The sequence below is a fragment of the Streptomyces axinellae genome, assembly GCF_039532135.1.
In the GTDB taxonomy this organism is placed as follows: Bacteria; Actinomycetota; Actinomycetes; order Streptomycetales; family Streptomycetaceae; genus Streptomyces; species Streptomyces axinellae.
Window position 1 is genome coordinate 143,327 of sequence record NZ_BAAARJ010000013.1, and the last position, 26,935, is coordinate 170,261.

Genomic DNA, 26,935 nt, shown 5'->3' on the forward strand with positions numbered 1-26,935 from the left:
GTGATGGCGGGGCGATGGCAGCCGAGCCGTCACCGGTTCAGCCGGTTACGGCGGAGGATCGTCCCGGTCGGCGCCGCCGACGCGCCACGGCACACCCGGCAGACGCGGCACACCCGGCAGACGCGGCACACCCGGCACACGCGGCACACCCGGCAGACGCGGCACGCGCGGCACGCGCGGCACACGCGGCACACGCGGCAGACGGTCCACCGGACGCTGGCGGCGGCCCCGCCGGGTGCCCGCCGTACCCTCGTGGCATGCCTTCCCGCGCCCCGTCCTCCCGGCCCGAGAGGACGAGGTCCTCCCGGCCCGAAGGGACGAGGTCCGCCCGGCCCGAAGGGACGATCACGCGCGGGACGACGAACCCGAACCGGCTGCGGCGCATGGACCGCTGGATCACCGCCGTGCACGGCCCCGCGCTGCGCCGCTCCCCCGCCCCGCCGTCCGCCGTCGATCTGGGCTACGGCGCTGCCCCGTGGACGGCGGTCGAACTGCTGGAGCGGCTGCGGAAGGTACGGGCCGACGCGCGCGTCTACGGCGTCGAGATCGACCCCGGCCGGGTCGCGGCGGCGCGGGCCTACGAGCGGGAGGGGCTGGCCTTCGTCCGGGGCGGCTTCGAGATCCCGCTGCCCTCCGGGGCCGGGGCCCCGGGGGTGGCGCTCATCCGCGCCGCGAACGTACTGCGCCAGTACGCCGAGGACGACGTCGCCCCGGCGTGGGCACGCCTGTGCGCGCGGCTCGCGCCCGGGGGTCTGCTCGTCGAGGGCACCTGCGACGAGATCGGCCGCCGTCATGTGTGGATCGCGCTCGGCCCGGAAGGCCCCCGGACGGTCACCTTCGCCGCCCGCCTGGCCACCCTCTCCACCCCCTCCGACCTGGCCGAACGCCTCCCCAAAGCGCTCATCCACCGCAACGTGCCCGGCGAGCCGGTGCACGCCTTCCTGCAGGATTTCGACCGCGCCTGGGCCACGGCCGCGCCCTACGGTGCACTCAGCGCCCGCCAGCGCTGGGTGCGCGCCGTGCGCGCCCTCTCGGAGACCTGGCCCCTGGCCGACGGCCCGCGCCGCTGGCGCCAGGGCGAGGTCACGGTGCGCTGGGAGGCGCTGGCGCCGCTGTGGTGGGCGGCGCCGGCGCCGCTGCGCTGAGAGCTGCCGTCGCCGCCCCGGCCGGTCCTCGGGGGCTTCGTTGCCGGCCCCCGGCCGTCCCGCCCCGGGCCTCGATTGAACCGGGCGACGGCACCGCCCGTGAATATTCAGGATGCAGGCGCCGGACAGGCCCGCATGCCGGTACGCCAGAGAGGGGCAGCTCATGCCTGGCAAATGGAACGGGATGTGGACTCGTCGGCCGCTGCCCGGCGAGCGGCCGGGTCAAGTGGGGCCTCCGCAGGCGGGCTCGGATTCGGATTCGGAATCAGACCCACTGCTGTTGTACGCGCAGCCGGACGTGGCGACCCGGCAGGAATCCGAGCTGCACGCTTTGACCACTCATTGGGAAAACCTCGGTTTCCACGGTCTGCCCAACGGCACGGCGGAGGACGACCGGGTCCGCCGGGTGGCCGAGGCTCGGGTGGAGGAACGGCGACCGAGCCCGGGCGCGAACATCCCGGCGCTCATCGAGCGGGAAGCATCCGATCTGAACGCCGCCCGGTCCGCCGCTGTCGCCGCAGGCAGGGGACACGCACAGGCCGGGGCGCGGCTGATGGAGTTGCGGGCGAACGCTCCCGCCCAGCCGCCATCCCCTCTCGGGGCGTCCGATTCCGGTTCCCCTACCGATTCCGATGCCGAGTCATTCGATTTCGACGACTTCCCCGATGCGATACCGGACGGCCCCCTCGAAGGCATCCGCGAGCTTCGACAGGCCGCGTACGGGCGGGCTTCACCGGCACAAGGCCGTACGGAAAACGCAGACTCCAGCGACTCCTACGCAGTTCGCCCGCCACCGCCCGACCGGCTGCCGCCACTGCCGCCACCGCCCAACCGGCTGCCGCCACTGCCGCCACCGCCCAACCGGCTGCCGCCACTGCCGCCACCGCCCAACTGGGTGCCGCCGCCACCGCCACCGCCGCCCGTGACACCCCCACCGCCGCCGCGCTCTCCCTACGGGCGCGGCGGCGGTCGGGGAGGGAACCCCGGACAGGGGTCGAGACCAGGTCAGCGGCGCGGGCACGGATCCCGGTAACCACCGCCCCGACGTGCGCGCCCCGCGCCCAACTTGACTGAACGAAAACGCAGTTGAACCGACGAACGGGGCGGCGCGTGATATCCGCATGCGGGCCGAATACGGCCCCGCGACGCGATATCCGGAAGAAGGAGTCACGCTTATGCCCGGCCCGTGGGACGGCAAATGGACCGCGCCCCCACCCGCATACGAGCAGCACTGGGAGGAGGCCCCGTCGCCGGAACGCGAGCAGGAGTGGACGCGATCCCCGGGAGACGGACCGGGCGGGACACAGCGGTGGGAAGGGCAGGAATCGGCCCAGGTAACCGGAGTCGAGTTGGCATTCGTTCAGGAGGAAGAGCTGAGGCTGCACTCCGTACGGTGGGAGCGTGACGCGTACTTCGGCTCGGCCGATGAAAGTTACGTTCAGGCGGAGATTCGCGGACTGGCGGAAGAGCGGGTCCTCGCTCGCGATACGGGTTCCGGCCCGGAGTCCGTCCAAGCGCTCGTCGCCGCGGAGACGACCCTCCTGAACACCGAGTGGTCCCGCGCCGTCGAACGCGGGGCAGCCCGTGCCGCGAGGGAGCACGCGGCGCGAGAGTCCGCCGGTCAGTTGCCGCCCAACCCCCTTCAGGGAGTCCGCGACACGCGGCGCGCCGCGTTCGGGCCGGGTTCGCCGACCTCGAACGGTCAGACGAACGGCACGGGTTCCAGCACGCCACCGGCGCCCAGACGCTCCGATGTCTCCCGGAACGGACGGAGGCAGGGTCACCGGCCCGGCGGCGGACGCGGCTGAACCGGTAAGCATCAGGGCCCGTGACATCGGTGTGCGGGGCACCGATGCCGCCGCACTCCGGTACCCGGAACAAGGAGTGGGGCCCATGCCAACCAAGCTGCCCGGCGAAGGCGAAGAGTGGGACGTGCCGTTGATGCCGCACCAGTCAGGTGGGCGCCGTCCGGCACTTGCCAGGCCGGCCACGCCGCCGTGGGTGGACCCCACGCCGCCGTGGGCGGACCAGCCGTCCCAGAGCCCCACCCCGCAGACCACGGGGAACGGCCAGGAGAGCCGGCCGAGCGATCTGCCCGCCTGGCTGGCCGATGCCAGGAACGACAGGCGCGGCTCGGACGTGAGCACCGTCAGCGGACTGGGGTCGGAAACGGGTGAACGGGTCGTCCTGGAACGCCCGATGAGCTATCTCCCCGATTGGGCAAGAGAAGCCGGAGAACGCGCCCGCCGCGACGAAGAGGTGGACGGGCCCAGCAACCCGGGGGCGGAAGTGGTCGACTATTACACCCGGAACAACACCGCTACCCCGGGTCAGTTGCCGTCCAACCCGCTGCGCGGGGTCCGCGACACACAACGCGCCGCGTTCGGACCGGGTTCGCCGACGCCACGCGTCCAGGCGCACGGCACCGGAAGCGCGCCCCCCACGCCATCCGGCCCGTCACGGAGGCAGAGGGACGCCAGCCCCTCCCCGACCAGGCAGGTACGCGGACGCTGACCGGCTCCACCCGCCCTCAAGAGACGCACTCCTCGACTCCGCACGAAGGGCCCCGCTGAATCGACGTGCGGCGGAGCCCGTGACACTGGTGTGCGGAGCGCCCCGTATCGCCGCACTCCGGTGCCCGGAAGAAGGAGTTGGACTCATGCCAAGTCAGCGGCCCGAGGGAGACAAGTGGACCGTGCCGCTGGTGCGGCACCAACGGCCGGAGGGTCAGCTGGACCGTCCCGCGCCGACAATGTCGCGGCCGGGGGAGGAGCAGACACCGGCGAGGCCCGTGGAAGGAAACTCGGACGGGCGCCGTCGCCGGCTCGGGATGGCCACTCCCGCCGCTGAGTTGCTGGCCGCCCTGGCGGCCAACGGGGGCAACGCGCAGGGAGGCAACGCGCAGAGGAGCAACGAGGGCCGCGACGAGGCGGCACGAGAAGCCGCCCCTGACCAAGGCGGTAGCAACGCTCGGCTTCTCAGGGCGTTTCCGACTCCGCCCCTCGACGGCGAACTCGCGCTGAGTATGGCCGCCTTGAGGCTGCCCTCACCGGTCCTCGGCGACCAGGCGCACAGCAACGGAAGCGCACCCGCCGCGACGTCCGGCCCTCAGCGGACCTACCGGGACCCCAACCGCTCCCCGACCAGGCAGGGACGCGGGCCTGGAAGCGGACGCGGCTGACCCGCCCCGCCGACCGGCGCACCGGGGCGGCCCCGCCCTCCCTGGAACGCACGCACGGCCGCAACTCGACGCGACAAATGCCTAGTTGAACCAGCAAGCTGCACGATTCGTTGATATTGGCGTGCAGGGCATCACGTTGCCCCGTACTCCGGAACCCCAGAAGAAGGAGTAGCACGCATGCCTGATCAGAAGGACCCGAGGCAGCCCAGTCGGCTGCAAACGGCGTTGGCCGCCAGGTACCGCAGTGCGGATGACTTTATGCGGTCGCCCACTATGGAGTCCCCGACCTCTGTTTTCACCTCCCCGACCCGGCAGTACCCTCAAGAAGACTTCCAGAGCGCTCCGTCACAGGCACAGCCCGGCCGAGAGCCGCAGGGACCTGCCGCAGATCCGCCCACGCAATACACGCAGGGGACAGGAACGGTGGCGCAAGGGGCTGCACATCGGCCGCGCCTCAGGCACATGACGGGTTCGGTCGGGGACGCCACCCGCAGCATGAGCGGACCGATAGCCGACCGTAGTGCGCAGCCCACTAGCTCATACACCACGTCAGCCGCGAATGTGCAACGGTCCACCACGAAGGGCGCCAGCTTCGCCGAGCGCGAGGCTGCGGCCAAGAAGGGCCCCGGAATGAGCAAGTAGCCCATCCAAGGGCGGGCCCCGAGGGGAAGCGAGGCAAGCTCCTGGCGCGGTAGCGGCCGGTGAGACCGTCAGCACCGGACCATGCCGAACCGAACTGTTTGAAACAGGGGCGCTGCCCACGTGAGGGTGGACAGCGCCCCCGCCCCTCTCCTACCGCAACGCGTTGACGAACGACGCCCACGCGGCGACCCCGAAGACGAGCGCGGGCCCGTGCGGATCCTTGGAATCCCGCACCGGAACGCCGATGGCGTGACCGTCGCTGACCTCCAGGCACTCGCCGTTGTTGCCTCCGCTGTAGCTGGACTTGCGCCACACGCGGAGGGCCGACGCGTCGGGGATGAAGTGCTCAACGTTCATGTGCGTGTCCCTCTGCAAATTCCCTGATCAGGGCCAGTGATTCGTGGTGCGACAGCGCGTCGCTCAACGCGAGATCGTAAGCCGCGCGGGCCTCCGCCACCAGAGCGGGATCATCCATCAGATTTCCCGTCACGATGCTCTCGGTATAGGCGACCGGAGTCGAGTCTTCGAACTTCATGAGCGTCAGAACGCCCTCCATGAGAGCGTGCGCCCCCGAGCAAAACGGGAGCACATGCAGGCGGATACGTCCGCTCTCGGCAGTGTCGGCTACGTGGAGGAGTTGCTTTGCCATCGCCGGTCCGCCGCCGACCGGGCGTCGGATCACGGCTTCGTCCAACAGCGCCCAGACTACGGGGCTGGTCGGGTTGCTGAGGATGCGCGCTCGATCCAGCCTGTTGACTACGAGTTGGTCAACCTCTTCCAACGTGAAGTTGGTCTTGTACGCGCGATAGACCGCACGCGCGTAATCCTCGGTCTGCAACAACCCTGGAACCAGCATCGACGCGAACAAACGGATTTCGGCAGCGCTCTTTTCGAGTTCGGCGACTTCCGCGAAGTAACTGATGTACCGCCGCTCCAGGTCCAACAGCCACCGCTCGAACCACCCGTCCGTCCCCAGCGCCTGGTCCAGCCGCCGTGCGTCATCCGGTTGGGGCAGTCTGCGACCGGCCTCGATGTGGCTGATCAGGGTGTGGGAGCAGACGACCATTTCGGCCAGCTCCTGCTGCGTCAGCCCGGCGGCGAGCCGCCTGCGGCGCAGTTCCTCGCCGTACTTCTGGCGTGGCGTCAGGTGGGTCCGTTCGGCCATTCCCCCAACTCCTCCGGTTGATCCCGCGTTTGTCAAGCCCTCCCCCCTGGAAGCCTAGCGATCCCATGCGCACGCTGTAAGCGAATCGATACACAGCGGAGCATCGGAGCAGCACAGCAGTGGAGAGGCGTGAGGAGATGGGCGTGGACGCGCGGACGCGGACGCACAGAAAGATCGGCGAAGCGACGGACGCCAGGCTGGAGTTGGCGATGGCGCTGAAGACGGCCGGAATCCAGTTCCCGGCGATGGACGTGCGGCGCACCTCCACGCACGGGCTGGTGGTGCTGGGCGAGATCTCCGCGCCCGTCGCCCGGGACCTGGCGGCCGTGCTGCTGAGGGGAGCGGCGGCGCGATGACGGACGTGGCGGCTCTCCAGCGGTGGCGGGGAGCGATGGTGCGGGATGAGGAGACGGGGCTCGTGGGGATTCTGATGGATGTCGTGGTCGACTACGTCGATCCCCAGCAGCCACGCGGGACGTGCGCCGGCTCCGCCCGGAAGGGGGCGGTGACGGTGTTCATCCGGCCCCAGGGCGGCGGTCTGGAGTACGCCGCCGCGCCGGAGGCGGTGCGGCTCGTGGAGCCGCCGGGCGCGCGCGGGGCCTCCCCCGGCTGCCCGCACCCGGTGACGGCACTGCGCAACGGCCGTACGCACTGCGGGGCTTGCGGGGTGCAGCTCTACCTGTGAGGGCGGGGCAGCTCTACCTGTGGGGGGGGGCAGGCCGAGGGCCGTCAGCAGGTCGGTCACCAGGTCGCGGTCCCGGTCGTGGGTGAGGCGGGTGCGGGCCGGGACCGGAGGGAGCCGGAGGAGAGCGTCCACCTCGTCGTCGGCGGTGAAGGTGCCGCCCGCCGCCTCGGCGGACCAGTAGCTGACCTCCTTGAGAAGCCGTTGTCTTTCCCGATATGAGCGTTGAGTTCCTAATGTTCGGGCATGATTTCGGCGTGGTCGAAGGGAAGTTCGGACAATCAGTTCGTTCTCGGCGACGCGGAAGTGCCGAGGCCATCGGTGAGAGCGTTGCTGGAGGAGCGGGAGGCGGCTGCCGGGTAAGGGCGGAGGAGCTTCGCGCGAAGAAGGAACGGCTCGCTGCTGAACTCGCGGCGGCAGAGGCCGCCCACCCGCCGCAGGACCAGTTGAAGCCGGGTCCGAGACCGTCCGCGTCCAGGCCGGCGAACCCGCCCATGCCAGCAGCCCTAGCAGGTACGGACAAGCCCATGGTTGCGGTCACGACGGAGGCTACGGCGGCTTGGACAGCCCGGCGCGGCCGGACGATTCACACCGCCCGCCCAGAGCCGGGGCGCACCCGTACGTGCCCCCTCCACCGAGGCCGCCAACCACCATCGGGACCAGAACCACGCCGACAATAACCACCACCCGCTTCGCTTGATGCGGGCTGTCCGGCAGGCGGCCAGGTAAACAGAAAGCCCCCGAACCGGCAGTTTTTCAATGGAATGGAAGGAATGAACCGTGCCGTCAAAATATTCCGACGAGCAATACGCAGCCGCGCTGAACGCCCGGGAGCCGGGACACCTGCCCAAACACACGGAGAAGCAGGAGGTAGACATCGGCGGCGGCACCGTCGACATCCCCATCGGCACATTCCTGGCACTACTGCGAAGCCGGGGGCGCAAACAGGAGTTGGGGAAGGGCCTGAAAAAGGCGCTGGAACGGCACGGCCTGCCGACCTGGAAAAACGAAAAAGACCATTGGGTGATCCCGCAGACCGGACAAAAGACCATGTGGAGCGACGAGCAATACGCGGCCGCGCTGGACGCCCTGGAGCCGGGACACCTGCCCCAACAGAAGGAAACGGTGAAGATTGACATCGGCGACTTCACCGTCGACATCCCCCTCGGCCAACTCCTGGCCCAGCTGCGAAGGAGCCGGGGGCGCAAAGAAGAGTTGGGGAAGGACCTGATAGAGGCGCTGGAACGGCACGGCCTGCCCCCCTGGAAAAACGAAAAAGACCAGTGGAGGATCCCGCAGACCGGAAAAATGACCATGTGGGGCGACGAGCACTACGCGGCCGCGCTGAACGCCCGGCGGCCGGGAAACCTGCCCAAGCGAGAGGAGACGCAGCGGGTAGAGATCGATGGCGTCCCTGAGAACGTCCCCATCGGCCAATTCCTGAACAGGCTGCGACACCAGGGACGCAATGAGTTGGAGGCGGGGCTGGCAAAGGCGCTGAAAGCCCACGGCCTGACGCCCTTGCAAAGACTAGACGGCAAGTGGACGATCCCGCAGACCGGAAAAAAGACCACATGGAGCGACGAGCACTACGCGGCCGCGCTGAACGCCTGGCCACTGGGGGACCTGCCCAAGCAAGAGGAGACGCAGAGGGTAGAGATCGACGGCGTCCCCGAGAACGTCCCCATCGGCCAATTCCTGAACAAGCTGCGAAGCCGGGGGCGCGTAAAGGCGTTGGAGGCGGGACTGAAAGCGGCGCTGGAACTGCATGGCCTGCCGCCCTGGAAAAACGAAAACGGCCAGTGGACGATCCCGCTGACCGGACAAAAGACCCTATGGAGCGACGAGCACTACGCGGCCGCGCTGAACGCCTGGCCGCTGGGGGACCTGCCCAAACAGAAGGAAACGCAGGAGATAGTGGTCGACAAGTTCACCCTCAATGTCCCCATCGGCCGATTCCTGAACAGGATGGGAAATGAGGGGCGCGTAAAGGCGTTGGAGGAGGGGCTGAAAGCGGCGCTGGAACTGCATGGCCTGTCGCCCACCTGGCAGGGGAACAAATGGATAATCGGCGGCGCCACCACGCAAGCAGAAAGCGCCGGATGGGCCGAACGGTCCGACAACGAGCAGGCGCCGCTCCCGTGGAACCCGGTGGGTTTCCCTGAGTACTCTGCCCAGTTCACCTATCCGCCGCTGGGGGACAGCAGCAGGACTGGTGCGATACCCCAGGGCATGGAGGGACTGCCGGTCACTGCTCCGGTGGCCCCGCCCCCCTGGGATGATCCTGCTGCGCAGACGAACACCCTGAGCAGTGGCTACTCCGGCGCGGGTGGCTACTCCGGCGCGGGTGGATATCCGTATCCGGTGAATCCGGTGCCGGCATGGACCAACCTCCCCAACGGTCAGCCAGCAGGGGCCTACCCCCCCAGCGGGGGCGAGAACCGGCCTGCCGGCCCGCCGCCAGCCGCCGGGCAAACCCCGGTTCAGCCTCCCGAGAACAGGCCGACAAAGCGGAGGCGATGAGCGAAGCGGCCTCAACGAGCCCGTGCACAGCAGACACGCGAGACCAGGCGCGGGCGAACGGCGGCACTACCGGCGGTGCCCTCAGCGGCGCCGACCGCACCCGCTCTTGCGCAGCGACCGCACCGACTACCTGCCGAAGTTCACCCGCGAGTTCTGGCATCCGGAGGCCCCCGGGCTCGTGACGTGCCAGGGGGCCGACGCGGCCGGGGGCAACGGTGACCGTGTGCCGCAGGACGTCGTCCTCGGAATCATGGAAGACGTGCTCAATCTCCGGTTCTCCATGCTGTTTCGGCTTGCTCCGGGTTCCGTCTCGGTAGCGTGCCACGCCTGTTTCTCGTGGTGGCCCGGTGAACGCCGTCGCGCCGTCGCTTCCAGCAGGAGCAGTGAGGTCGGGCCGGATTCCGGGGCCGCGTCGTGAACCGATGCGGGGGGGGGATGTGCCGCAGCAAGCAGGCCCGGGCCCGGTCCGAGGGCCCCGGGCCGTCCGGCAGTCGGTCAGGGAAACAGAAAGCGCCCATACAGGCGGCTTCACATGGAACGGGAAGGGATGAACCATGCCGAATGAATATTCCGACGAGGAATACGCGGCCACACTGGACCTCTGGAATCCGGTAGACCTGCCCCATCAGCCGGACATGCAGTGGGAGATCGACGGCAGACTCGCCGATCTCCTCCCATTTGGAGCCGAGCCGACAGCGGCGCTACAACAGCATGACCTGCCACCCGAGCAACGACCAGACGACTGGAGGACAGTTCCGCAGACCCGGAAAAAAACCACGTGGAGGGACGAGGATTACGCGGCCGCGCTAAACGCCCGGGAGGAAGGAAACCTGCCCGGATCCACAGAGAAACAGGAGGTGATGATCGGCGACCAACGCCTCGTCGTCCCCATCGGCCAATTCCTGCACAATCTGCGGAACAAAGGGCGCAAAAAGGCGTTGGGGGACGTGCTGAAAAATGCGCTGTCAAAGCATGACCTGTCGCCCCTGGAAGGAGACGGCTGGTGGAAGCTCCCGCAGGTCCCGAAAAGAACCAGGTGGAGGGACGAGGATTACGCGGCCGCGCTGAACGCCTGGGAGAAGGAAAACCTGCCCGGGTCCAAGGAGACACAGGAGGTGATGATCGGATCCCGCCTCGAGAAAGTCCCCATCGGACAATTCCTGCACACGCTGCGAAACGAAGGGCGCGTAAATCCGTTGAGAGAAGTACTGACACAGGCACTGACAGATCATGGCCTGCCGCCCGGACAAATACTAGGCGGCCGGTGGACGATCCCGCAGGTCCCGCAAAAAACCATGTGGAGGGACGAGGATTACGCGGCCGCACTGAACGCCTGGGAGAAGGAAAACCTGCCCGGGCCCACAGAGAAACAGAAGGTGATGATCGGCGGCCGTCCCCAGAACGTCCCCATCGGCCAATGCCTGCACAATCTGCGAACCAGAGGGCGCAAAAAGGCGTTGGAAGACGTGCTGACAAATGCGCTGTCAAAGCATGACCAGTGGCCCCGGGAAGTAGACGGCCGGTGGAAGCTCCCGCAGGTCCCGCAAAAAACCATGTGGAGGGACGAGGATTACGCGGCCGCACTGAACGCCTGGGAGAAGGAAAACCTGCCCGGGCCCACAGAGAAACAGAAGGTGATGATTGACGGCCGTCCCCAGAACGTCCCCATCGGCAAATGCCTGCACAACCTGCGAAACAATGGGCGCAAAAGGGCGTTGGAAGAGGTGCTGACAAACGCGCTGAAACAGCATGACCTGTCGCCCACCTTGCAGGAGGGCACATGGAAGATCGTCACCACCGCGCAAGCAGAAAGCGCCGGACGGTCCGCCAACGAGCAGGCGCCCTCGCAGTCGTTCACTGCTCCAGTGGCTCCGCCCGCCTGGAACGCTTCTGCCGCGCGGGGAACGACCACCCTGAGCGGTGACTATCCCGACCGGAGTGCACATCTGGTGAATCCGGTGCCAGCATGGGCCAACCTCCCCGACGGCCACCGGCACTGGCCCGCCGCCCCGACGCGGACCACCGAGCCAACTCCGCACCAGCCCCCCAACAGCCCGAGAAAGCGGAAACGGACATGAGCGAATTCACAGCGGCTAACGCAATGAGTTGAGTTGTCAATGGGTGAGGTGGCAGCAGCTGAGTCTGAGCGGTGCTTCATGGAGGCCGGCTCGCCGTTTCCACCGACTCCGCAGTCGGCGGGCGTGCTCAAGCTCCAGCCCCCCAAGCTTCTTCGGCTTGCTCCGGATTCCGCCTTGGCAGCGTGCCACGTCTATTTCTCGTGGTGGCCCGGTGAGCGCCGTCGCGCCGTCGCTTCCGGCAGGAGCAGTGAGGTCGGGCCGGATTCCGGGGCCGCGTCGTGAACGGATGCGGGGGGGATGTGCCGCAGCAAGCAGGCCCGGGCCCGGCCCGAAGGCCCCCGAGCTGCCCGGCAGTCGGTCAGGTGAACAGAAAGCGCCCATACAGGCGGCTTCACATGGAACGGGAAGGGATGAACCATGCCGAATGAATATTCCGACGAGGAATACGCGGCCGCACTGAACCTCTGGAATCCAGTAGACCTGCCCGATCAGCCGGACACGCAGTGGGAGATCGGCGGCAGACTCGCCGATGTCCCCCCATTTGGAGCCGAGCCGGCAGCGGCGCTACAACAGCATGGCCTGCCGCCCGAGCAACAACCAGACGACCGGTGGACGATTCCACAGATCCAGAAAAAAACCACGTGGAGGGACGAGGATTACGCGGCCGCACTGAACGCCCGGGAGAAGGGAAACCCGCCTGGGTCCACGGAGAAACAGGAGGTGATGATCGGCGAACGCCTCGAGAACGTCCCCATCGGCATCTTCCTGAACACACTGCGAAGCAAGGGGCGCGTAAATCCGTTGGGAGACGTGCTGAAAGAGGCGCTGTCAAAGCATGACCTGTCGCCCCAGGAAGTAAACGGCCGGTGGTTCATCCCCCAGGCCGGAACACAAATCATGTGGAAGGACGAGCACTACGCAGCCGCGCTGGACGCCAGGCAAGAGGGACACCTGCCCAAGCAGGGGGAGAAGGAGCAGGTGGAAATCGACGGCCGCACCGCCGACGTCCCCATCGGCCAATTCCTGGACACCCTGCGAAGGAGCACGCGCGTAAATACGTTGGCAGACGTGCTGACAAAGGCGACGGTCCCGGTGGGGGCGCCGGTGGCCAGCCGGTGCAAGGCGCCCAGCAGCCGCTCCAACTGCCCCGCGTACGCGTATTCGCGGGCCAGGGTGCCCGACAGCCAGCTCAGTTCGCCGCGCAACTGGTCGGCCCAGGACGGATCCAGCAGCGGACGGTAGGTGTGCAGGGCTCCGTTCAGCCTGCGAGCGGCGGCGCGCAACGAGTCCACCGCCTCGGCGGCCCGTGCCGCCCCCTCCGCGCTGCCCGCGCTCTCCGCGTGTACGCGCAGTCCGCGCAGGAATTCGGCCGCACGGGCCCGGAGGTAGTCGCCGAGCACGTCGGAGGCCGTGTCCGCCGCCCGCATCGCCGTCATCGTCGCCGTGGCCTCCGTCCCGTGCCCGGACTCGACAACCGAGTCCCGGCTCCGCCCCGCCATCACAGCCCCTTTGCCGCCCAGTTCATGCGTTCTCCGCGTTCCCCGCCCTCTGAGCGCTCTGTCCGCCCCGGGCGCCCTGTCCGCCCTGAGCGCCCTGTCCGCCCCGGGCGCTCCGCGCCACCGGCGCGCGTCTCATGTCGCCGGTCCACGCCTGCGCCGCCCCTCGATGAGCATTTCCTGGACATTGGGCAGGCGCCGGCCCGCCGTGACCCGCCCGGTTGATGTTGACGTGCAGGGCGTCACGTTGCCCCGTACTCCGAAATTCCAGAGGGAGAGTGGCACTCATGCCTGATCAGCAGGACCCGGGGCAGCCCAGTCGACTGGTAACAGACGAGTATTTGGACAGGAGGTACAGCAGGGCGAATGACTTTATACAGTCGCCCACTATGGGGTCCTCGACCTCTGTTTTCACTTCCCCGACCCGGCAGTATCCAGATGACTTGCGAAACGCTCCGTCAGAGGCACAGCCCGGCCGACAGCCGCAGGGACCTGCCGCAGACCCGGTCCCGCAATACACGCAGGGGACAGGAACGGTGGCGCAAGGGACTGCACCTCGGCCGCCCCTCAGGCACAAGAGGGGCTCGGTCGGCGACCATGGCGCACCGATAGCTGACCGTAGTACGCAGCCCACTAGCCCGTACACCACGTCAGACACGACCGTGCGATCGTCCACCACAGGCGGCAGCTACTCCGAGCGCGTCGCTGCCCTGAAGAAGTCCGGAAGGAAGCAGTAGCCGGTCGAAAACCCCGAGGGGGACGAGGCAGGCCCCTGGCAGGCAGCGCCGAGTGAGAACGTCAGCACCGGCCGATTCCCAACCGAACTGCTCGATGCGGGGGGCACTGCCCACGTGAGGGTGGACAGCGCCCCCGCACTCTCCTATCGCAGCGCGTTGACGAACGAGGACCACGCAGCAGCCCCGAAGACGAGTGCGGGCCCGTGCGGATCCTTCGAATCCCGCACCGGAACACCGAAGTCGTGGCCGTCGGCGACCTCCAGGCAACTTCCGTTGCTACCCCCGCTGTAGCTGGACTTGCGCCAGCCGCCCAACCCGGCGGCCTCACGGATGCTGTACTCGTTCACCATGTTCGTGCTCCCTTGCTGCGGCCCTGACCAGGGCCAGAGATTGCCGATGTGACAAGGCGTCGCCCAGTGCAAGGTAATAGGCGGCCTGGCAGTTGCGCACGCGAGATGGTTCGTCCATGAGCTGGCCGGTGAGCAGTCCCTCGACGTACGCCGCAGGCGCCATGTCGGCGAAGGTCATGAGCGAGACCATGCTCTCCATCAGCGCATGGGCACCGGTGGAGAAGGGGATGACGTGCAGCCGGATGCGGCCGGCTTCGGCATGGTCTGCGATCTCGCCCAGCTGATGGGCCATGGCAGCCCCTCCACCGACGCGCCTCCGTAGCACGCCTTCACAGAGCACCGTCCACACGACAGGAGACGCCGGGTTGTCCAGAACTCGGGCTCGCTCTATGCGATTGACAACCCGCCGTTCGAGCTCCTCCGCACGGTAGTTCGGGCTGAACGCCCGGAAGACCGCCCGCGCGTATGTCTCGGTCTGGAGCAGACCCGGCACCAGGGTCGCCGCGTATTCCTTGATCTCGACCGCCTGCTGCTCCAGCTCAGCCGCTTCCGCGAAGTGGTCGGCGTAGCGGTTCTCCAGATCCAACAGCCAACGCTCGAACCACCCGTCCGCCCCCAGCACCTGATCCAGCCGCCGCGCGTCCTCCGGCTGCGGCAGCCTGCGGCCGGCTTCGATGTGACTGATGAGCGTGTGGGAGCAGATGACCTTTTCGGCCAGCTCCTGCTGTGTCATCCCGGCGGCGAGCCGCCTGCGACGCAGTTCCTCGCCGTACTTCTGGCGCGGCGTCAGGTGGGTCCGTTCGGCCATGCCCCCAACTCCTCTGGTTGATCCGGCGTTTGTCAAGCCCTCCCCCCCTGGAAGCCTAGCGATCCCATGCGCACGCTGTAAGCGGATCGATACACAGCGGAGCAGTGGAGAGGTGTGAGGACATGGGCGTGGACGCGCGGACGCGGGCGCACAGGAAGATCGGCGAAGCGACGGACGCCAGACTGGAGCTCGCGGCAGCCCTCAAGGTGGCCGGGATTCAGTTTCCGGCGATGGACATGCGGCGCACCTCCACGCACGGGCTGGTGGTGCTGGGCGAGATCTCCGCGCCCGTCGCCCGGGACCTGGCGGCCGTGCTGCTGAGGGGAGCGGCGGCGCGATGACGGACGTGGCGGCTCTCCAGCGGTGGCGGGGAGCGATGGTGCGGGATGTGGAGTCCGGGATCGTCGGGATCCTGATGGATGTGGTGGTGGATTACGTCGATCCCCAACTGTCCCGCGACGCGTACGGCGGCGCGTGCGGGAGCGCGTTCGGCGCTTCCGCCCCGAAGGGCGCGGTGGCGGTGTTCATCCGGCCGCAGGGCGGCGGTCTGGAGTACGTCGCCGCACCGGAGTCGGTGCGGCTCGTGGAGCCGCCGGGCGCGCGCGGGGCCTCCCCCGGCTGCCCGCATCAGGTGACGGTGGTGCGCAACGGCCGTACGCACTGCGGCACTTGCGGGGTGCGGCTCTACCTGTGAGAGCAGGTCCGGCTGAGGGCGGCCAGCAGGTCGGTTCCCAGGTCGCGGTCCTGGTCGTGGGTGAGGCGGTCGCGGGCGCGTGCGGGGCCGGGAAAGCCAGAGGAGGGCGTCCTCCTGGTCGTTGGCGGTGAACGGGCCGCACCGCCGCCCCGGGGGACAGTAGTTGACCTGTTTGAGAAGCCGTTGTCTTTCCGGATGTGAGCGTTGAGTTCCCGTTGTTCGGGCATGGTTTCGGTGTGGTCGCGGGAGAGTTCGGACAATCAGTTCGTTCTCGGCGGTGCGGAGGTGACGATGCCACCGGTGAGGGGGTTGCTGGAGGAGCGGGTGGCGGCTGCCGGGTGAGGGCGGAGGAGCTTCGCGCGGAGAAGGAGCGGATCGCTGCCGAACTCGCGGCGGCAGAGGCCGCCCACCCGCCGCAGGACCGGCTTCTTGGAACCGAGTCTGAGACCGTCCGCGTCCAGGCCGGCGGACACGCCCTCCCAGCAGCCCTAGGGGGTACGGACAATCCCATGGTTGCGGTCACGCCGGAAGCTACGGCGGCTTTGGCCAGCCCGGCACGGCCGGACGATTCGCACCGCCCGCCCAGGGCCGGAGCGCGCCCGTATGTGCCCCTCCACCGAGGCCGTCAGCCATCATCGACCAGAACCACGCCGGCAATAACCACCCCACCCGCTTCGCTTATGCGGACTGTCCGGCAGACGGCCAGGTAAACAGAAAGCACCCCGTACAGGCAGTTTTTAATGGAACTGGAAGGAATTGAACCGTGCCGAAAATATGTACCGACGAGCACTACGCAGCCGCGCTGAACGCCCTGGAGCCGGGACACCTGCCCCAGCAGACGGGCAAGGTGGAGCTAGACATCGGCGGCCGCACCGTCGACGTCCCCCTCGGCACATTCCTGAGCCAGCTGCGAAGCCGGGGGCGCAAGACGTTGGGGCGGGGCCTGATAGAGGCGCTGAAACGGCATGACCTGGAGCCCTGGAAAAACTCAGACGACCGGTGGAAGATCCCGCAGACCGGAAAAAGGACCAGGTGGAGCGACGAGCAATACGCCGCCGCGCTGAACGCCCTGGAGCCGGGAGACCTGCCCAAGAAGAACGAGACGGTAGACATCGGCGGCGGCAGCGCCAACGTCCGCCTCGGCCAATTCCTCCACTCGCTGCGACACCAGGGACGCGGAACGGCATTGAAGGCGGTCCTGATCGAGGCGCTGGAACTGCATGGCCTGCAGCCCTGGAAAAACTCAGAAGGTCTGTGGAAGATCCCGCAGACCGGAAAAAGGACCACGTGGAGGGACGAGGATTACGCGGCCGCCCTGAACGCCCGGGAACCGGGAAACCCACCCAAGCACAGGGACTGTCAGCAGATAGTGGTCGACGACACATTCACCTTCAATGTCCCCATCGGCCAATTCCTGCACGCGATGCGAAACCGGGGGCGCAAAGAGGCGTTGGAGGCCGGACTGAGAGAGGCGCTGAAACTGCATGGCCTGCAACCCGTCCGGCGGGGGGACAAATGGATGATCGAGGGCACCACCACGCAAGCAGAAAGCGCCGGGTGGGCCGAAAGGGCCGACAACGAGCAGGCGCACCCGTGGCACCCCATGGAAATCCCTGAGCACTATGCCCCGTTCACCGATCCGCCGCTGGGGTATCCCTGCGAGCCTGCTGCGATACCCCAGGGCATGGGGGGACTGCCAGTCACTGCTCCGATGGCCCCGCCCCCCTTGGATGCTCCTGCTGCGCACAGGACGACCGACCCGGGCGGTGGCTACTACGGCGCGGATGGATACCCGTATCTGGTGAATCCGGTGCCGGCATGGGCCAACCTCCCCACCGGTCCCCAGTACTGGCCTGCCGGCCCGTCGGGAGCCGCCGAGCAAACCCCGTTCCAGCCTCCGGCAACGTTCCAGCCTCCCGGAACCAGGGAGAAAAAGCAGAGGCGATGAGCGAAGCCGACTCAACGAGCCCGTACACGGCAGACCAGGCACGGATCGGCTCTTTCTCCGCGCGAAGCTCCTCCGCCCTCACCCGGGAAGCCGCCTCCCGCACCTCCAGCAACCCCCCTCACCGAGGCATCGGTCACTCCGCATCCGCCCTGATCACGAGGCCCGCCCCTCCTCGCGCGGCTCCCGCGCACAAGGCGCGGGCGGCGGGGGCGGCGTAGGTGACGTGTGCGACTGGCCCCAGAGGCGGCCGAAGACGAAGCGGGCCGCCTCCACCTCGTGCCGCTGGTCGGCGTGGAGGACGCCGAGCGCGTACGCGGTGGCGGGCGCGATACGCGGGGTCCCGGCGGCCGATGCCGCCGCTGCCGCCGCCTCGGCCGCGTCCCGGTGCCTCTCCAGCGCCGCTCCGGCGGGCAGCAGGCGCGGGTCGGCGTCGGCGGGCTGCCCCAGCACCTCCCGCGCGTAACGGTGCAGCCGCAGCATGACCCGCACCTGGTGCCAGGCGGCGTCCTGCCGTGCCTCGGTGGCCAGGGAACGGGTCAGCGCGTCCGCGTTGTACGGCGCTCCCGCGCGGGTCAGCGGCAAGGCTCCCACCGCCTCGGACAGGTGCGCGCGGGCCTGTTCGGCCAACGGGGGCAGCACGGTGGCGGCCGACTGGTCGGCCGCCACCTTGGCGTCGGTGCGGAAGGGCACCTCGGAGGCGAGCACCGCCACCGCGTCGGCGACAGCGTGGAAGCGGGCCGAGCCAAGCGCCTGGAGCGCGGCCGAGTGGGCGCGGGTGCGGGAGAGCGTCAGGCGCCGGTCCAGCAGCGCGCCCGCACGGGCGGCCCCTACCGGCAGCGGACCGTCCCCGGTGGGGGCGCCGTCCCCGGTGGGGGCGCCGTCCCCGGTGGGGGCGACGGTCCCGGTGGGGGCGCCGGTGGCCAGCCGGTGCAAGGCGCCCAGCAGCCGCTCCAACTGCCCCGCGTACGCGTATTCGCGGGCCAGGGTGCCCGAGAGCCAGCTCAGTTCGCCGCGCAACTGGTCGGCCCAGGACGGATCCAGCAGCGGACGGTAGGTGTGCAGGGCTCCGTTCAGCCTGCGAGCGGCGGCGCGCAACGAGTCCACCGCCTCGGCGGCCCGTGCCGCCCCTTCCGCACTGCCCGCGCTCTCCGCGTGTACGCGCAGTCCGCGCAGGAATTCGGCCGCACGGGCCCGGAGGTAGTCGCCGAGCACGTCGGAGGCCGTGTCCGCCGCCCGCATCGCCGTCATCGTCGCCGTGGCCTCCGTCCCGTGCCCGGACTCGACAACCGAGTCCCGGCTCCGCCCCGCCATCACAGCCCCTTTGCCGCGGAATTGATGTTGTCTGTGTTGTCTGTGCTGTCTGCGTGCTCCACGCGCGCCGCGTCACCGTGCGTGCCGCGGACGCGCTTCTCATGTCGCTGGTCCACGCCTGCGCCGCCGCCCCTCGATGAGCATTTCCTGGACGTTGGGCAGGCGCTGCCCCGCCGTGACCCGCCCGCCGGTCCCGTCGGCCGCGCCACCACCGGTCCCTGCCGCCCCGTCGGTTCCGTCCGCTCCATCGGTTCCGTCCGCTCCGTCGGCCGTCTCGGCGTACGCGTGCCGCGTCCAGTCGCCGTCCGGGCCCAGATGCCAGGAGTCGGTGGCCTCGGACATGCCGGTCTCCAGCATCCGGTTGAGCGAGGCGCGGTGTGCCGGGTCGGTGACCCGTACCAGCGCCTCGATCCTGCGGTCCAGATTGCGGTGCATCATGTCCGCGCTGCCCAGCCACACCTCGGACTCGCCGCCGTTGCCGAAACAGAAGACCCGCGAGTGCTCCAGGAAGCGGCCCAGCACACTGCGCACCCTTATGTTGTCGCTCAGCCCCGGCACGCCCGGCCGCAGCGCGCAGATGCCGCGCACCCACACATCCACGGGGACGCCCGCCATGGAGGCGCGGTAGAGCGCGTCGCAGATCCGCTCGTCCACTATCGAGTTGACCTTGATGCGCACATACGCGGGGCGGCCCGCCCTGTGGTGGGTGACCTCCTTCTGGATACGGGAGACCAGCCCGTCCCGCAGCGAACGGGGCGCGACCAGCAGGCGGCGGTAGGTCTCCCGGCGGGAATATCCGGACAGCCGGTTGAACAGGTCGGACAGGTCGGCGCCCACCTGCTGGTCGGCCGTCAGCAGCCCCAGGTCCTCATACAGGCGTGCCGTCTTGGGGTGGTAGTTGCCGGTGCCGACATGCGCGTAGCGGCGCAGCGTCTCGCCCTCCTGGCGCACCACCAGCGACAGCTTGCAGTGCGTCTTGAGCCCCACCAGCCCGTAGACCACATGGCAGCCCGACTCCTCCAGCTTCCGGGCCCACTTGATGTTGGCCTGCTCGTCGAAGCGCGCCTTGATCTCCACCAGCACCAGCACCTGCTTGCCGGATTCCGCCGCGTCTATCAGCGCATCGACGATCGGCGAGTCTCCGGACGTCCGGTACAGCGTCTGCTTGATGGCCAGCACATCCGGGTCGGCCGCGGCCTGCTCCAAGAACGCCTGTACGGAAGTGGAGAACGAGTCGTACGGATGGTGCAGCAGAACGTCGCGCTCGCGCAGCGCCGCGAAGATGTCGGGCGCCGAGGCGGACTCGACCTCCGCCAGGTCGCGGTGGGTGCCCGCCACGAACTTGGGGTACTTCAGCTCCGGCCGGTCCAGTGCCGAGGCGACCCCCGACAGGCCCGTCAGGTCCAGCGGACCCGGCAGCGGATACACCTCCGCCTCGCTCACCTTCAGCTCGCGCACCAGCAGATCCAGCACGTACGGGTCGATCGACTCCTCGACCTCCAGCCGCACCGGAGGCCCGAAACGGCGCCGCATCAACTCCTTCTCCAGGGCTTGGAGAAGGTTCTCTGCGTCGTCCTCCTCCACCTCCAGGTCCTCGTTGCGCGTCACCCGGAACATGTGGTGCGCCAGCACCTCCATGCCGGGGAACAGCTCCTCCAGATGCGCCGCGATGACGTCCTCCAGCGGGACGTAGCGGTGCGGCGACGCCTCCAGGAAGCGCGGCAGCAGCGGGGGGACCTTCACCCGCGCGAAGTGGTTGTGCCCGCTGACGGGATTGCGGACGACCACCGCGAGGTTGAGCGACAGCCCGGAGATGTACGGGAACGGGTGCGCGGGATCGACGGCCAGCGGGGTGAGCACGGGATAGACCTGCTGCCGGAAGAGCGTGAACAGGCGGGCCTGCTCCTGCTCCGTCAGCTCGTGCCACCGCAGCAGATGCAGACCCTCGTCGGCCAGCGCGGGCGCGATGTCCTGCTGGTAGCACGCCGCGTGACGGGCCATCAGTTCACGCGAACGGTTCCAGATCAGGTCCAGGACCTCGCGCGGCTGAAGGCCGGAGGCGCTGCGGGTGGCGACACCGGTCGCGATCCGGCGCTTGAGACCGGCGACCCGCACCATGAAGAATTCATCCAGATTGCTGGCGAAGATCGCCAGAAAGTTGGCCCTTTCGAGAAGCGGGGTCTCGGCGTCCTCGGCGAGTTCGAGAACACGTTCGTTGAAGGCGAGCCAGCTGCGCTCGCGGTCCAGGAACCGGTCGGCGGGCAGATCCCCGGCGGCCTCCCTGGGCCCCTGGCCCTCCTCGTAGAGATCCACATCGGAGTCGATGTCCGGCTCCAGACCCAGGCCCGCACCCAGGTGCGGGCCGGCGCCGGGCACACCGCCGGTGCCCGTGCCGGTGCGGTGTGCCGCGATCGAACCGACCGAGGGCTGGGGAACGGGGGCACCCTGCGAGGCGGGCGTACTGCGCGGAGCGTGCTGGCTCATGCCTCCATTGTTCCGCGTGCCGGTGACACGGAGCGGGTTCCGTGCACCGGGGGGTGGGGGGTCGAAGCTCTCTGTCGCGAGGGAGCGGGCCATTGGGTGAGCGTCGCAAGCGAGGTTGAATCGCCGGTTACGCGCACATGGCATCCCGGGGGTCCCCAGGTTGCCGCCTCGTCCGGGCGGGCACGGCCTCCCGGCCTACCGGTTCCCCCACCCCTTCGGGGCCGCACCCCGCCGCGGGGGCCGACCCCGCCCCCTGTCTGCGGCCCGTACCCGCCTGAGCGCGCCGTTCCCCGCGCCCCTCAAACCGGGGCCCGCCCCGAAAGGGGCGCGGGGAACGGCGCGAGCGACCACGGCGCACCCCGCGAACGGCAACAAACAAAAGGCCCCACGGCGGGGCGCCGTGCACAGGTAGAAGCGGACCGCTCAGGTCTCCGTGCGGTACATCAGGTCCACCTCGTGGGTGCGGAAGCCGAGGCGCTCGTAGACCCGTACGGCGGCCGTGTTGTCCGCGTCCACGTACAGCATCGCCGTGGGCAGGCCCCGCTCGAAGGACAGGTAGCGCAGGCCGACGGCGGTGAGGGCCCTGCCCAGGCCGCCGCCCTGCTCGCGGGGGCTGACGCCGACGACGTAGACCTCGCCGAGGTCCGCCTCCTCGTGCACCTTCGTCCAGTGGAAGCCGACCAGTTCGCCGTCCCGCTCGGCGAGGAAGAACCCGGCGGGGTCGAACCAGGGTTCGGCCTTGCGGTCGTCCAGGTCGCGCTGGGTGAGGCCGCCCTGTTCGGGGTGGTGCGCGAACGCCTCGGCGTTGAGGGCGAGCCAGGCCGCGTCGTCCTCGCCGGGGCGGAAGGTGCGCACCTTCACCCCGTCGGGTACGACGGGCTCGGGCAGGTCCAGGCCCGTCAGCGGGCGCCGCAGCTGACGCAGCTCGCGGAAGAGGGTCAGCCCCAGGGTCCGGGTCAGGTGCCGGGCCGCCGGGTGCCCACCGTGCGCCCACACGCGCAGCCGCTTGCCGGACAGGTCGAGCAGGCTCTGGCCGAGCCGCCGGCCGTAGCCGTTGCCCCGGTGGTCGGGCGCGACGACCAGCTCGCCGACGGGCGCTTCGACCGGGTCGGTGTCCTCCAGCTGGGCGTAACCGGCCAGGGCGCCGTCCCCGGCGTGCAGCAGGAGGTGGCGCACGCCCTCCCGGGGGCCGCCGCGCAGTTGGAGCCTGCCCTGTTCGGAGACGGCGGGCTGGCCGTCCTCGCGGGCCGCGGTATCGATCAGCGCGAGGACTTCGCGTACGACCTCCGCGGGCACCTCGTCCACAACATCCACGTCACTCATGGGGACGACCCTACGGCCGCGGCGGCGCGGGCGGTGCTGCCGGGCGCCCCGGCGCCGGAAGCCCCTGCTCTCAGCCCGCTCCCGGGTGCTTCGCGTCCGGACCGGACGAGGGCTCGGGCGGCGGCCCTGGCGGGTCCGACAGGTCGGGCGGGGCCGTGGGGGCGCCCGGCAGGTGCAGTACGGCCTCGGTACCGGGGCGGCCGTCCCGGGGCAGCCGCAGTTCGACCTCGCCGCCGGCCTGCCGCACCGTACGGGCCACGATCGACAGGCCGAGCCCCGAGCCGGGCATGCTCCGCGCGGACGGGGAGCGCCAGAACCGGTCGAAGACGTACGGGAGTTCCTCGGCGGGCACACCGGGACCCTCGTCGCGCACGCTCAGCCACCCCTGCCGCAGCGTGACCCGCACCGTGCCGCCCGCCGGGCTGAACTTGACCGCGTTGTCCAGCAGGTTGACCACGGAGCGCTCCAGCGCCGCCGGGTCGGCACGCACGTACCAGGGCGACAGCTCCGTCGTCAGCGTCACCCGCGGCCCGCGCGGACGCACCCGTTCCACGGCCCGCGCCACCGTGTCGTGCAGCCCCACGATCTGGGCCCGCTCCTGCTCGGCGGGCCCGGCCTGGGGGCGGGACAGCTCCTGGATGTCGCCGATCAGCTCCCCGAGTTCGGCCATCTGCGCCTTGACGGAGGCGAGCAGTTCCCTGCGGTCCTGCTCGGGCAGCGGGCGGCCGGTCTCCTCGCTGCGCACCAGCAGATCGACGTTGGTGCGCAGCGAGGTCAGCGGGGTGCGCAGCTCGTGCCCGGCGTCCGCGATGAGCTGCTGCTGAAGCTCCCGCGAGGAGGCCAGCGCCTCGGTCATGGCGTTGAACGAGCGGGAGAGCCGCGCGATCTCGTCGTCCCCCTCGGCGGGGATACGGACGGCCAGGTCCTCGGTGCGCGCGATGTGTTCGACGGCCTCCGTCAGCCGGTCCACGGGGCGCAGCCCGGCGCGGGCCAGCGCCACCCCGGCCCCGGCGGCGCCCAGCACGCCCGCGCCGCCGACCAGGCTGAGGATGAGCGCGAGCTTGCGCAGCGACTCCTCGATCTCCGTCATCGGCCTGGCCAGCGACACCGCGAGCCCGGTGCCCGCCACAGGCGTGGTGCGCACCCGGTACCCGGTGCCGTTGGCGGCCTGCGTCTCATGGATGACCTCGCGGCGCTCCCGCTTGGCGACGGCGATGTCCGCGTCCTTGACGTCCAGCTTGTTGCCGACGATCACGCAGTTGGTGCCGGAGGCGTCCACGACCTGCACGGTGGCACCGAAGGGGTTGGGCGACGGCTGGTCGGGCGGCGAGCACTGCCCGGACTGCACCCGGTCCACGACGGTGCTCGGCGGCACGGAGTTGTCACGCAGCGAGTCGTCCAGCGAGTTCAGCAGCTGCGCGCGGACGAGGAACCAGCAGGCCACCGCGCAGGCGGCCACCGCCAGCGCCACCGTGGCAGCGGCCAGCAGCGCCAGCCTGCCGCGCAGCGGCATGGAGACGGCGCGCCCGCCCCCGCCCCCGCCGCCAGGGCCGGGACCGCGACCGCGACCGCGACCGCGCAGGAAGCGGTCCGGGAACGTACGCCGGTCCTCGGACGAGGGCGGGGGCGAAGACGAAGACGGAGACGAAGACGGAGACGAAGACGGGGGCGGATCAGAGGTCACGCGTCGTCCCGCAGCACATAGCCCACCCCGCGCACCGTGTGCACCAGCCGCCCCTCGCCCCCGGCCTCGGTCTTGCGCCGCAGATACATCACGTAGACGTCCAGGGAGTTGGACGAGGGCTCGAAGTCGAAGCCCCACACCGCCTTGAGGATCTGCTCCCGGGTGAGCACCTGCCGGGGGTGGGCGAGGAACATCTCCAGCAGCGTGTACTCGGTACGCGTCAGCTCCACCTGCCGCGTGCCCCGGGTCACCTCGCGGGTGCGCAGATCCATCCGCAGATCGGCGAAGGACAGCGTCTCCGGCCCCTCCTCGGCCTCGGCCAGCGCCTGGGCCCGCGCGTAGGAGCTGCGCCGCAGCAGGGCGCGGACCCGGGCGAGGAGTTCGTCCAGCTCGAACGGCTTGACAAGGTAGTCGTCCGCCCCCGCGTCCAGTCCGGTCACACGGTCGCCGACCGTGTCCCGGGCGGTCAGCATCAGCACCGGCACCCGCTGCCCGGCCGCGCGCAGCCGCCGGGCGGCGGTGAGGCCGTCCATCCGGGGCATGAGGACGTCCAGCACGATCAGGTCGGGCTGGTACTCCTCGGCCTTCTCCAACGCCTCGGCGCCGTCCGCCGCCTGCTCGGTGGCGTACCCCTCGAAGCTGAGGCTGCGGCGCAGCGCGTCGCGCACGGCGGGCTCGTCATCGACGATGAGGATCTTCCGGGACTCGGGCGAGGGCATGGACTCAGCGGGCATGGCCCCAAGCTTGGCACCCTCGCCGCCCGCTTCGGCCCAGGCCGGTACGGCGGGTGCGGTGGCCGGCGGGTCCGGGTCCGGGGCGTGGTCCGGGTGCGGACCCGGACCCGGATGTGCGTGCGGATACGTGTCCGGAGGCGGTGGCGCGTACGGGGGCGGGGACGCGTCCGGACTCACATTCGGGAACGGGCCCGGGCCCGGGAACGGACCCGGGGACGAGTCCGGAGGCGGGGGCGCGTACGGACGCGGGGACACGTCCGGCCCGGGGGACGATTCCGGACGCGCGCCCGGGAGCGCGCGGGGCGAGGCCGCCTCACGCATTCCCGTCCCGCAGGGTGTCCAGGTCCTTCTTCAGGTCGTTGACGGGGATCGCGAAGCCGAGGCCCACACTGCCCGAACTGGACTGGGCGGCCTGCCCGCCGCCCGAACCCGCGGGCAGCATCGCGGAGTTGATGCCGATGACCTGCCCGGCCATGTTGACCAGTGCACCTCCGGAGTTGCCCGGGTTGAGGGAGGCATCGGTCTGGATGGCCTTGTAGGTGGTGGTCTCCCCGCTCACCCCACCGTTGTACTGGCCGCCGTCGAACTCGAACGGCCAGTCGCCCGAGCCCCCGCTGCCGCCGTTGCCGCCGTCGCCACCGTCCTGCGACTGGCCGCCGGAATTGCCGTCCTCCTTCTGGACCTTCACGTTCCGGTCCTTGGCCGAGACGATGCCGCTGGTGACCGTCCCCGACAGGCCCTCGGGCGAACCGATGGCGACCACCCCGTCCCCGACGCCCACCGAGTCCGAGTCGCCCAGCGTGGCCGGCTTGAGCCCGTCGGTGTCGCCGACCTTGACCAGGGCGAGGTCCTTGTCCGGATCGGTGCCCGTGACCTTCCCCGTCACCTTCTTGCCGTTGCTGAAGGAGACCTGCACGGTGTCGGCGCCGGACACGACGTGGTTGTTGGTGACGATCTCGCCGCCCTTGGTGATCACGACACCCGAACCGGTGGACTCACCCGACCCGCTGGACGCGTTGATCTCCACCACGCTCGGGCTCACCTCCTGCGCCACCCGGGCTGCCGTGCCCTTCGCCGCCGTACTGCTGCTCTGCGCCGCCGAAACGGAGGACGAGGAGCCCGCGCCGCCGCCCAGCAGCTTCTCCATGCTGAAGGCGGTGCCGCCTCCGATGACCGCCGCGCCCACGGCCACCGCCGTGATAAGCGCCGCCGGCCTGCGCATCCGCCGCCGCCCGCCCGCGTGCGACGCGTACTGCCCACCCGGCTCGGCGCCGTACCCCGGCCCCTCCCCCGGGAACGCCGCGTACGGGGGAAGCGGCGGCGGGGGCGGCACGGGCGGGCCGGACACGGCGTCGGGGCCAGGGGCCCCGGTGCCGGGTGCGACGGCGGGGAACGCGGCGGTCTCGGCGGCGCCACGGCCGGACGCGGCCGGGCCGGACGCGGCAGTGCCGAACTCCGGGGTGGCGGGCGCGGCGGTGCCGAACGCCGGGGTGGCGTCTCCCGTCGGCTCCGCGCCGCCACCACCCTGGCCACCGGGCGGCACCTGCGGGCCGCCCACCTCGGCCGCCGCCGCGCTGTCCACCATGCCGTCCGCCCCGTGGCCCGTCCCGCTGTCCCTGCCGCTGTCCCTGCTGCTGTCCCTGCTGCTGTCCCTCGTGTTGTCCATGCCACTGACAGTGGCGCGCCAACATGAGAGGGCTCTGAGGAGGCGCTGAGAAAGCCCGAAGTTATCTTCGGCTTACATCGACCAGGCCAATCCGCAGAAGTGGCTTTCTGCCGCCCGCGTTCCGGGAAGCCCTGCCGGTCACACCCCCGGCACCCCGCCGGATCGTCCGTCAGCGGTTGACCCGAGGTTGATCAGGAGGAGCAGGGCGCGCCGTGGCTGGTGCGCACGTGGGCACAGACCCCGGTCCCGGCCCCGCCTGGGAGGACATGCCGCCGCTGCCGGCC

General features: G+C 69.9%; 23 protein-coding genes. 11 read left to right on the top strand and 12 right to left on the bottom strand.

Annotated features, from left to right (window positions below):
• The first annotated feature begins 257 nt into the window (after positions 1 to 257).
• The 3 genes from ABD339_RS20510 (at position 258) to ABD339_RS20520 (ending at position 3,659) form a co-directional block, all read left to right on the top strand.
• Positions 258 to 1,145, top strand: a complete 888-nt coding sequence (locus tag ABD339_RS20510; RefSeq protein WP_425576039.1) for a class I SAM-dependent methyltransferase — start codon at positions 258 to 260, stop codon at positions 1,143 to 1,145.
• A 1,175-nt stretch (positions 1,146 to 2,320) separates the two neighbouring features.
• Entirely contained in the window at positions 2,321 to 2,953 is a 633-nt protein-coding gene (locus ABD339_RS20515) for a hypothetical protein (RefSeq protein WP_344567847.1), read from the top strand.
• Between the two features lie 85 nt (positions 2,954 to 3,038).
• Positions 3,039 to 3,659 carry a hypothetical protein gene (locus ABD339_RS20520; protein WP_344567848.1) on the top strand — a complete coding sequence of 207 codons (621 nt, stop codon included), beginning with the start codon at positions 3,039 to 3,041 and terminating at the stop codon, positions 3,657 to 3,659.
• A gap of 1,459 nt (positions 3,660 to 5,118) precedes the next feature.
• On the opposite strand, the gene ABD339_RS20525 is transcribed toward ABD339_RS20520, so the two are convergent.
• Together ABD339_RS20525 and ABD339_RS20530 are read right to left on the bottom strand one after the other, a co-directional pair.
• Positions 5,119 to 5,325, bottom strand: coding sequence for a DUF397 domain-containing protein (locus tag ABD339_RS20525; protein ID WP_344567849.1), 207 nt, complete (start codon positions 5,323 to 5,325; stop codon positions 5,119 to 5,121).
• A complete protein-coding gene (locus tag ABD339_RS20530; RefSeq protein WP_344567850.1) occupies positions 5,315 to 6,133 on the bottom strand; it encodes a helix-turn-helix domain-containing protein in 819 nt (272 codons plus the stop codon). Before ABD339_RS20530 ends, ABD339_RS20525 begins: the two co-directional genes overlap by 11 nt.
• Before the next feature lie 143 nt (positions 6,134 to 6,276).
• On the opposite strand from ABD339_RS20530, the gene ABD339_RS20535 reads away from it, so the two are divergent.
• The 5 genes from ABD339_RS20535 to ABD339_RS20555 all read left to right on the top strand — a co-directional run bounded on the left by ABD339_RS20535 (position 6,277) and on the right by ABD339_RS20555 (position 11,416).
• Positions 6,277 to 6,489, top strand: a complete 213-nt coding sequence (locus tag ABD339_RS20535; RefSeq protein ID WP_344567851.1) for a hypothetical protein — start codon at positions 6,277 to 6,279, stop codon at positions 6,487 to 6,489.
• Positions 6,486 to 6,818, top strand: coding sequence for a hypothetical protein (locus ABD339_RS20540; protein ID WP_344567852.1), 333 nt, complete (start codon positions 6,486 to 6,488; stop codon positions 6,816 to 6,818). The genes ABD339_RS20535 and ABD339_RS20540 overlap by 4 nt, the downstream gene beginning before the upstream one ends.
• Before the next feature lie 777 nt (positions 6,819 to 7,595).
• Positions 7,596 to 9,338 carry a hypothetical protein gene (locus tag ABD339_RS20545; protein ID WP_344567853.1) on the top strand — a complete coding sequence of 581 codons (1,743 nt, stop codon included), beginning with the start codon at positions 7,596 to 7,598 and terminating at the stop codon, positions 9,336 to 9,338.
• 106 nt (positions 9,339 to 9,444) lie between these two features.
• Positions 9,445 to 9,756, top strand: a complete 312-nt coding sequence (locus tag ABD339_RS20550; protein WP_344567854.1) for a hypothetical protein — start codon at positions 9,445 to 9,447, stop codon at positions 9,754 to 9,756.
• A gap of 136 nt (positions 9,757 to 9,892) precedes the next feature.
• On the top strand, positions 9,893 to 11,416 hold the full coding sequence (locus ABD339_RS20555) for a hypothetical protein (RefSeq protein ID WP_344567855.1): 1,524 nt from the start codon (positions 9,893 to 9,895) through the stop codon (positions 11,414 to 11,416).
• A gap of 914 nt (positions 11,417 to 12,330) precedes the next feature.
• On the opposite strand, the gene ABD339_RS20560 is transcribed toward ABD339_RS20555, so the two are convergent.
• The 3 genes from ABD339_RS20560 to ABD339_RS20570 all read right to left on the bottom strand — a co-directional run bounded on the left by ABD339_RS20560 (position 12,331) and on the right by ABD339_RS20570 (position 14,807).
• Positions 12,331 to 12,915: a CHAD domain-containing protein gene (locus ABD339_RS20560; RefSeq protein ID WP_344567856.1), complete on the bottom strand. Its 585-nt coding sequence runs from the start codon at positions 12,913 to 12,915 to the stop codon at positions 12,331 to 12,333.
• Between the two features lie 877 nt (positions 12,916 to 13,792).
• Entirely contained in the window at positions 13,793 to 13,999 is a 207-nt protein-coding gene (locus ABD339_RS20565; RefSeq protein ID WP_425576040.1) for a DUF397 domain-containing protein, read from the bottom strand.
• Positions 13,974 to 14,807 carry a helix-turn-helix domain-containing protein gene (locus ABD339_RS20570; RefSeq protein WP_344567857.1) on the bottom strand — a complete coding sequence of 278 codons (834 nt, stop codon included), beginning with the start codon at positions 14,805 to 14,807 and terminating at the stop codon, positions 13,974 to 13,976. Before ABD339_RS20570 ends, ABD339_RS20565 begins: the two co-directional genes overlap by 26 nt.
• 128 nt (positions 14,808 to 14,935) lie before the next feature.
• Here ABD339_RS20570 and ABD339_RS20575 point away from each other — a divergent pair, with 128 nt between their 5' ends.
• The gene (locus tag ABD339_RS20575; RefSeq protein ID WP_344567858.1) at positions 14,936 to 15,148 is read left to right on the top strand and encodes a hypothetical protein; all 213 of its coding nucleotides are present in this window, start codon (positions 14,936 to 14,938) and stop codon (positions 15,146 to 15,148) included.
• Positions 15,145 to 15,501, top strand: coding sequence for a hypothetical protein (locus tag ABD339_RS20580; protein WP_344567859.1), 357 nt, complete (start codon positions 15,145 to 15,147; stop codon positions 15,499 to 15,501). Before ABD339_RS20575 ends, ABD339_RS20580 begins: the two co-directional genes overlap by 4 nt.
• Before the next feature lie 260 nt (positions 15,502 to 15,761).
• Here the strand turns inward: ABD339_RS20580 and ABD339_RS20585 are convergent, their stop codons facing one another.
• Positions 15,762 to 15,974, bottom strand: coding sequence for a hypothetical protein (locus tag ABD339_RS20585; protein WP_344567860.1), 213 nt, complete (start codon positions 15,972 to 15,974; stop codon positions 15,762 to 15,764).
• A 290-nt stretch (positions 15,975 to 16,264) separates the two neighbouring features.
• On the opposite strand from ABD339_RS20585, the gene ABD339_RS20590 reads away from it, so the two are divergent.
• A complete protein-coding gene (locus ABD339_RS20590; protein ID WP_344567861.1) occupies positions 16,265 to 17,449 on the top strand; it encodes a hypothetical protein in 1,185 nt (394 codons plus the stop codon).
• Positions 17,450 to 17,602: 153 nt separating this feature from the next.
• On the opposite strand, the gene ABD339_RS20595 is transcribed toward ABD339_RS20590, so the two are convergent.
• From ABD339_RS20595 to ABD339_RS20620, 6 genes are all read right to left on the bottom strand, one after another.
• A complete protein-coding gene (locus ABD339_RS20595; RefSeq protein WP_425576041.1) occupies positions 17,603 to 18,760 on the bottom strand; it encodes a CHAD domain-containing protein in 1,158 nt (385 codons plus the stop codon).
• Positions 18,761 to 18,859: 99 nt separating this feature from the next.
• The gene (locus ABD339_RS20600) at positions 18,860 to 21,244 is read right to left on the bottom strand and encodes an RNA degradosome polyphosphate kinase (RefSeq protein ID WP_344567862.1); all 2,385 of its coding nucleotides are present in this window, start codon (positions 21,242 to 21,244) and stop codon (positions 18,860 to 18,862) included.
• A gap of 423 nt (positions 21,245 to 21,667) precedes the next feature.
• Positions 21,668 to 22,567: a mycothiol synthase gene (gene mshD / locus ABD339_RS20605; protein ID WP_344567863.1), complete on the bottom strand. Its 900-nt coding sequence runs from the start codon at positions 22,565 to 22,567 to the stop codon at positions 21,668 to 21,670.
• A gap of 70 nt (positions 22,568 to 22,637) precedes the next feature.
• The gene (locus ABD339_RS20610; RefSeq protein ID WP_344567864.1) at positions 22,638 to 24,080 is read right to left on the bottom strand and encodes a HAMP domain-containing sensor histidine kinase; all 1,443 of its coding nucleotides are present in this window, start codon (positions 24,078 to 24,080) and stop codon (positions 22,638 to 22,640) included.
• A gap of 167 nt (positions 24,081 to 24,247) precedes the next feature.
• Positions 24,248 to 24,985 (bottom strand): response regulator transcription factor, encoded by a 738-nt coding sequence (locus tag ABD339_RS20615; protein WP_344567865.1) that lies wholly within the window; start codon positions 24,983 to 24,985, stop codon positions 24,248 to 24,250.
• Positions 24,986 to 25,298: 313 nt separating this feature from the next.
• A complete protein-coding gene (locus ABD339_RS20620) occupies positions 25,299 to 26,570 on the bottom strand; it encodes a S1C family serine protease (RefSeq protein WP_425576043.1) in 1,272 nt (423 codons plus the stop codon).
• Positions 26,571 to 26,935: the final 365 nt, after the last annotated feature.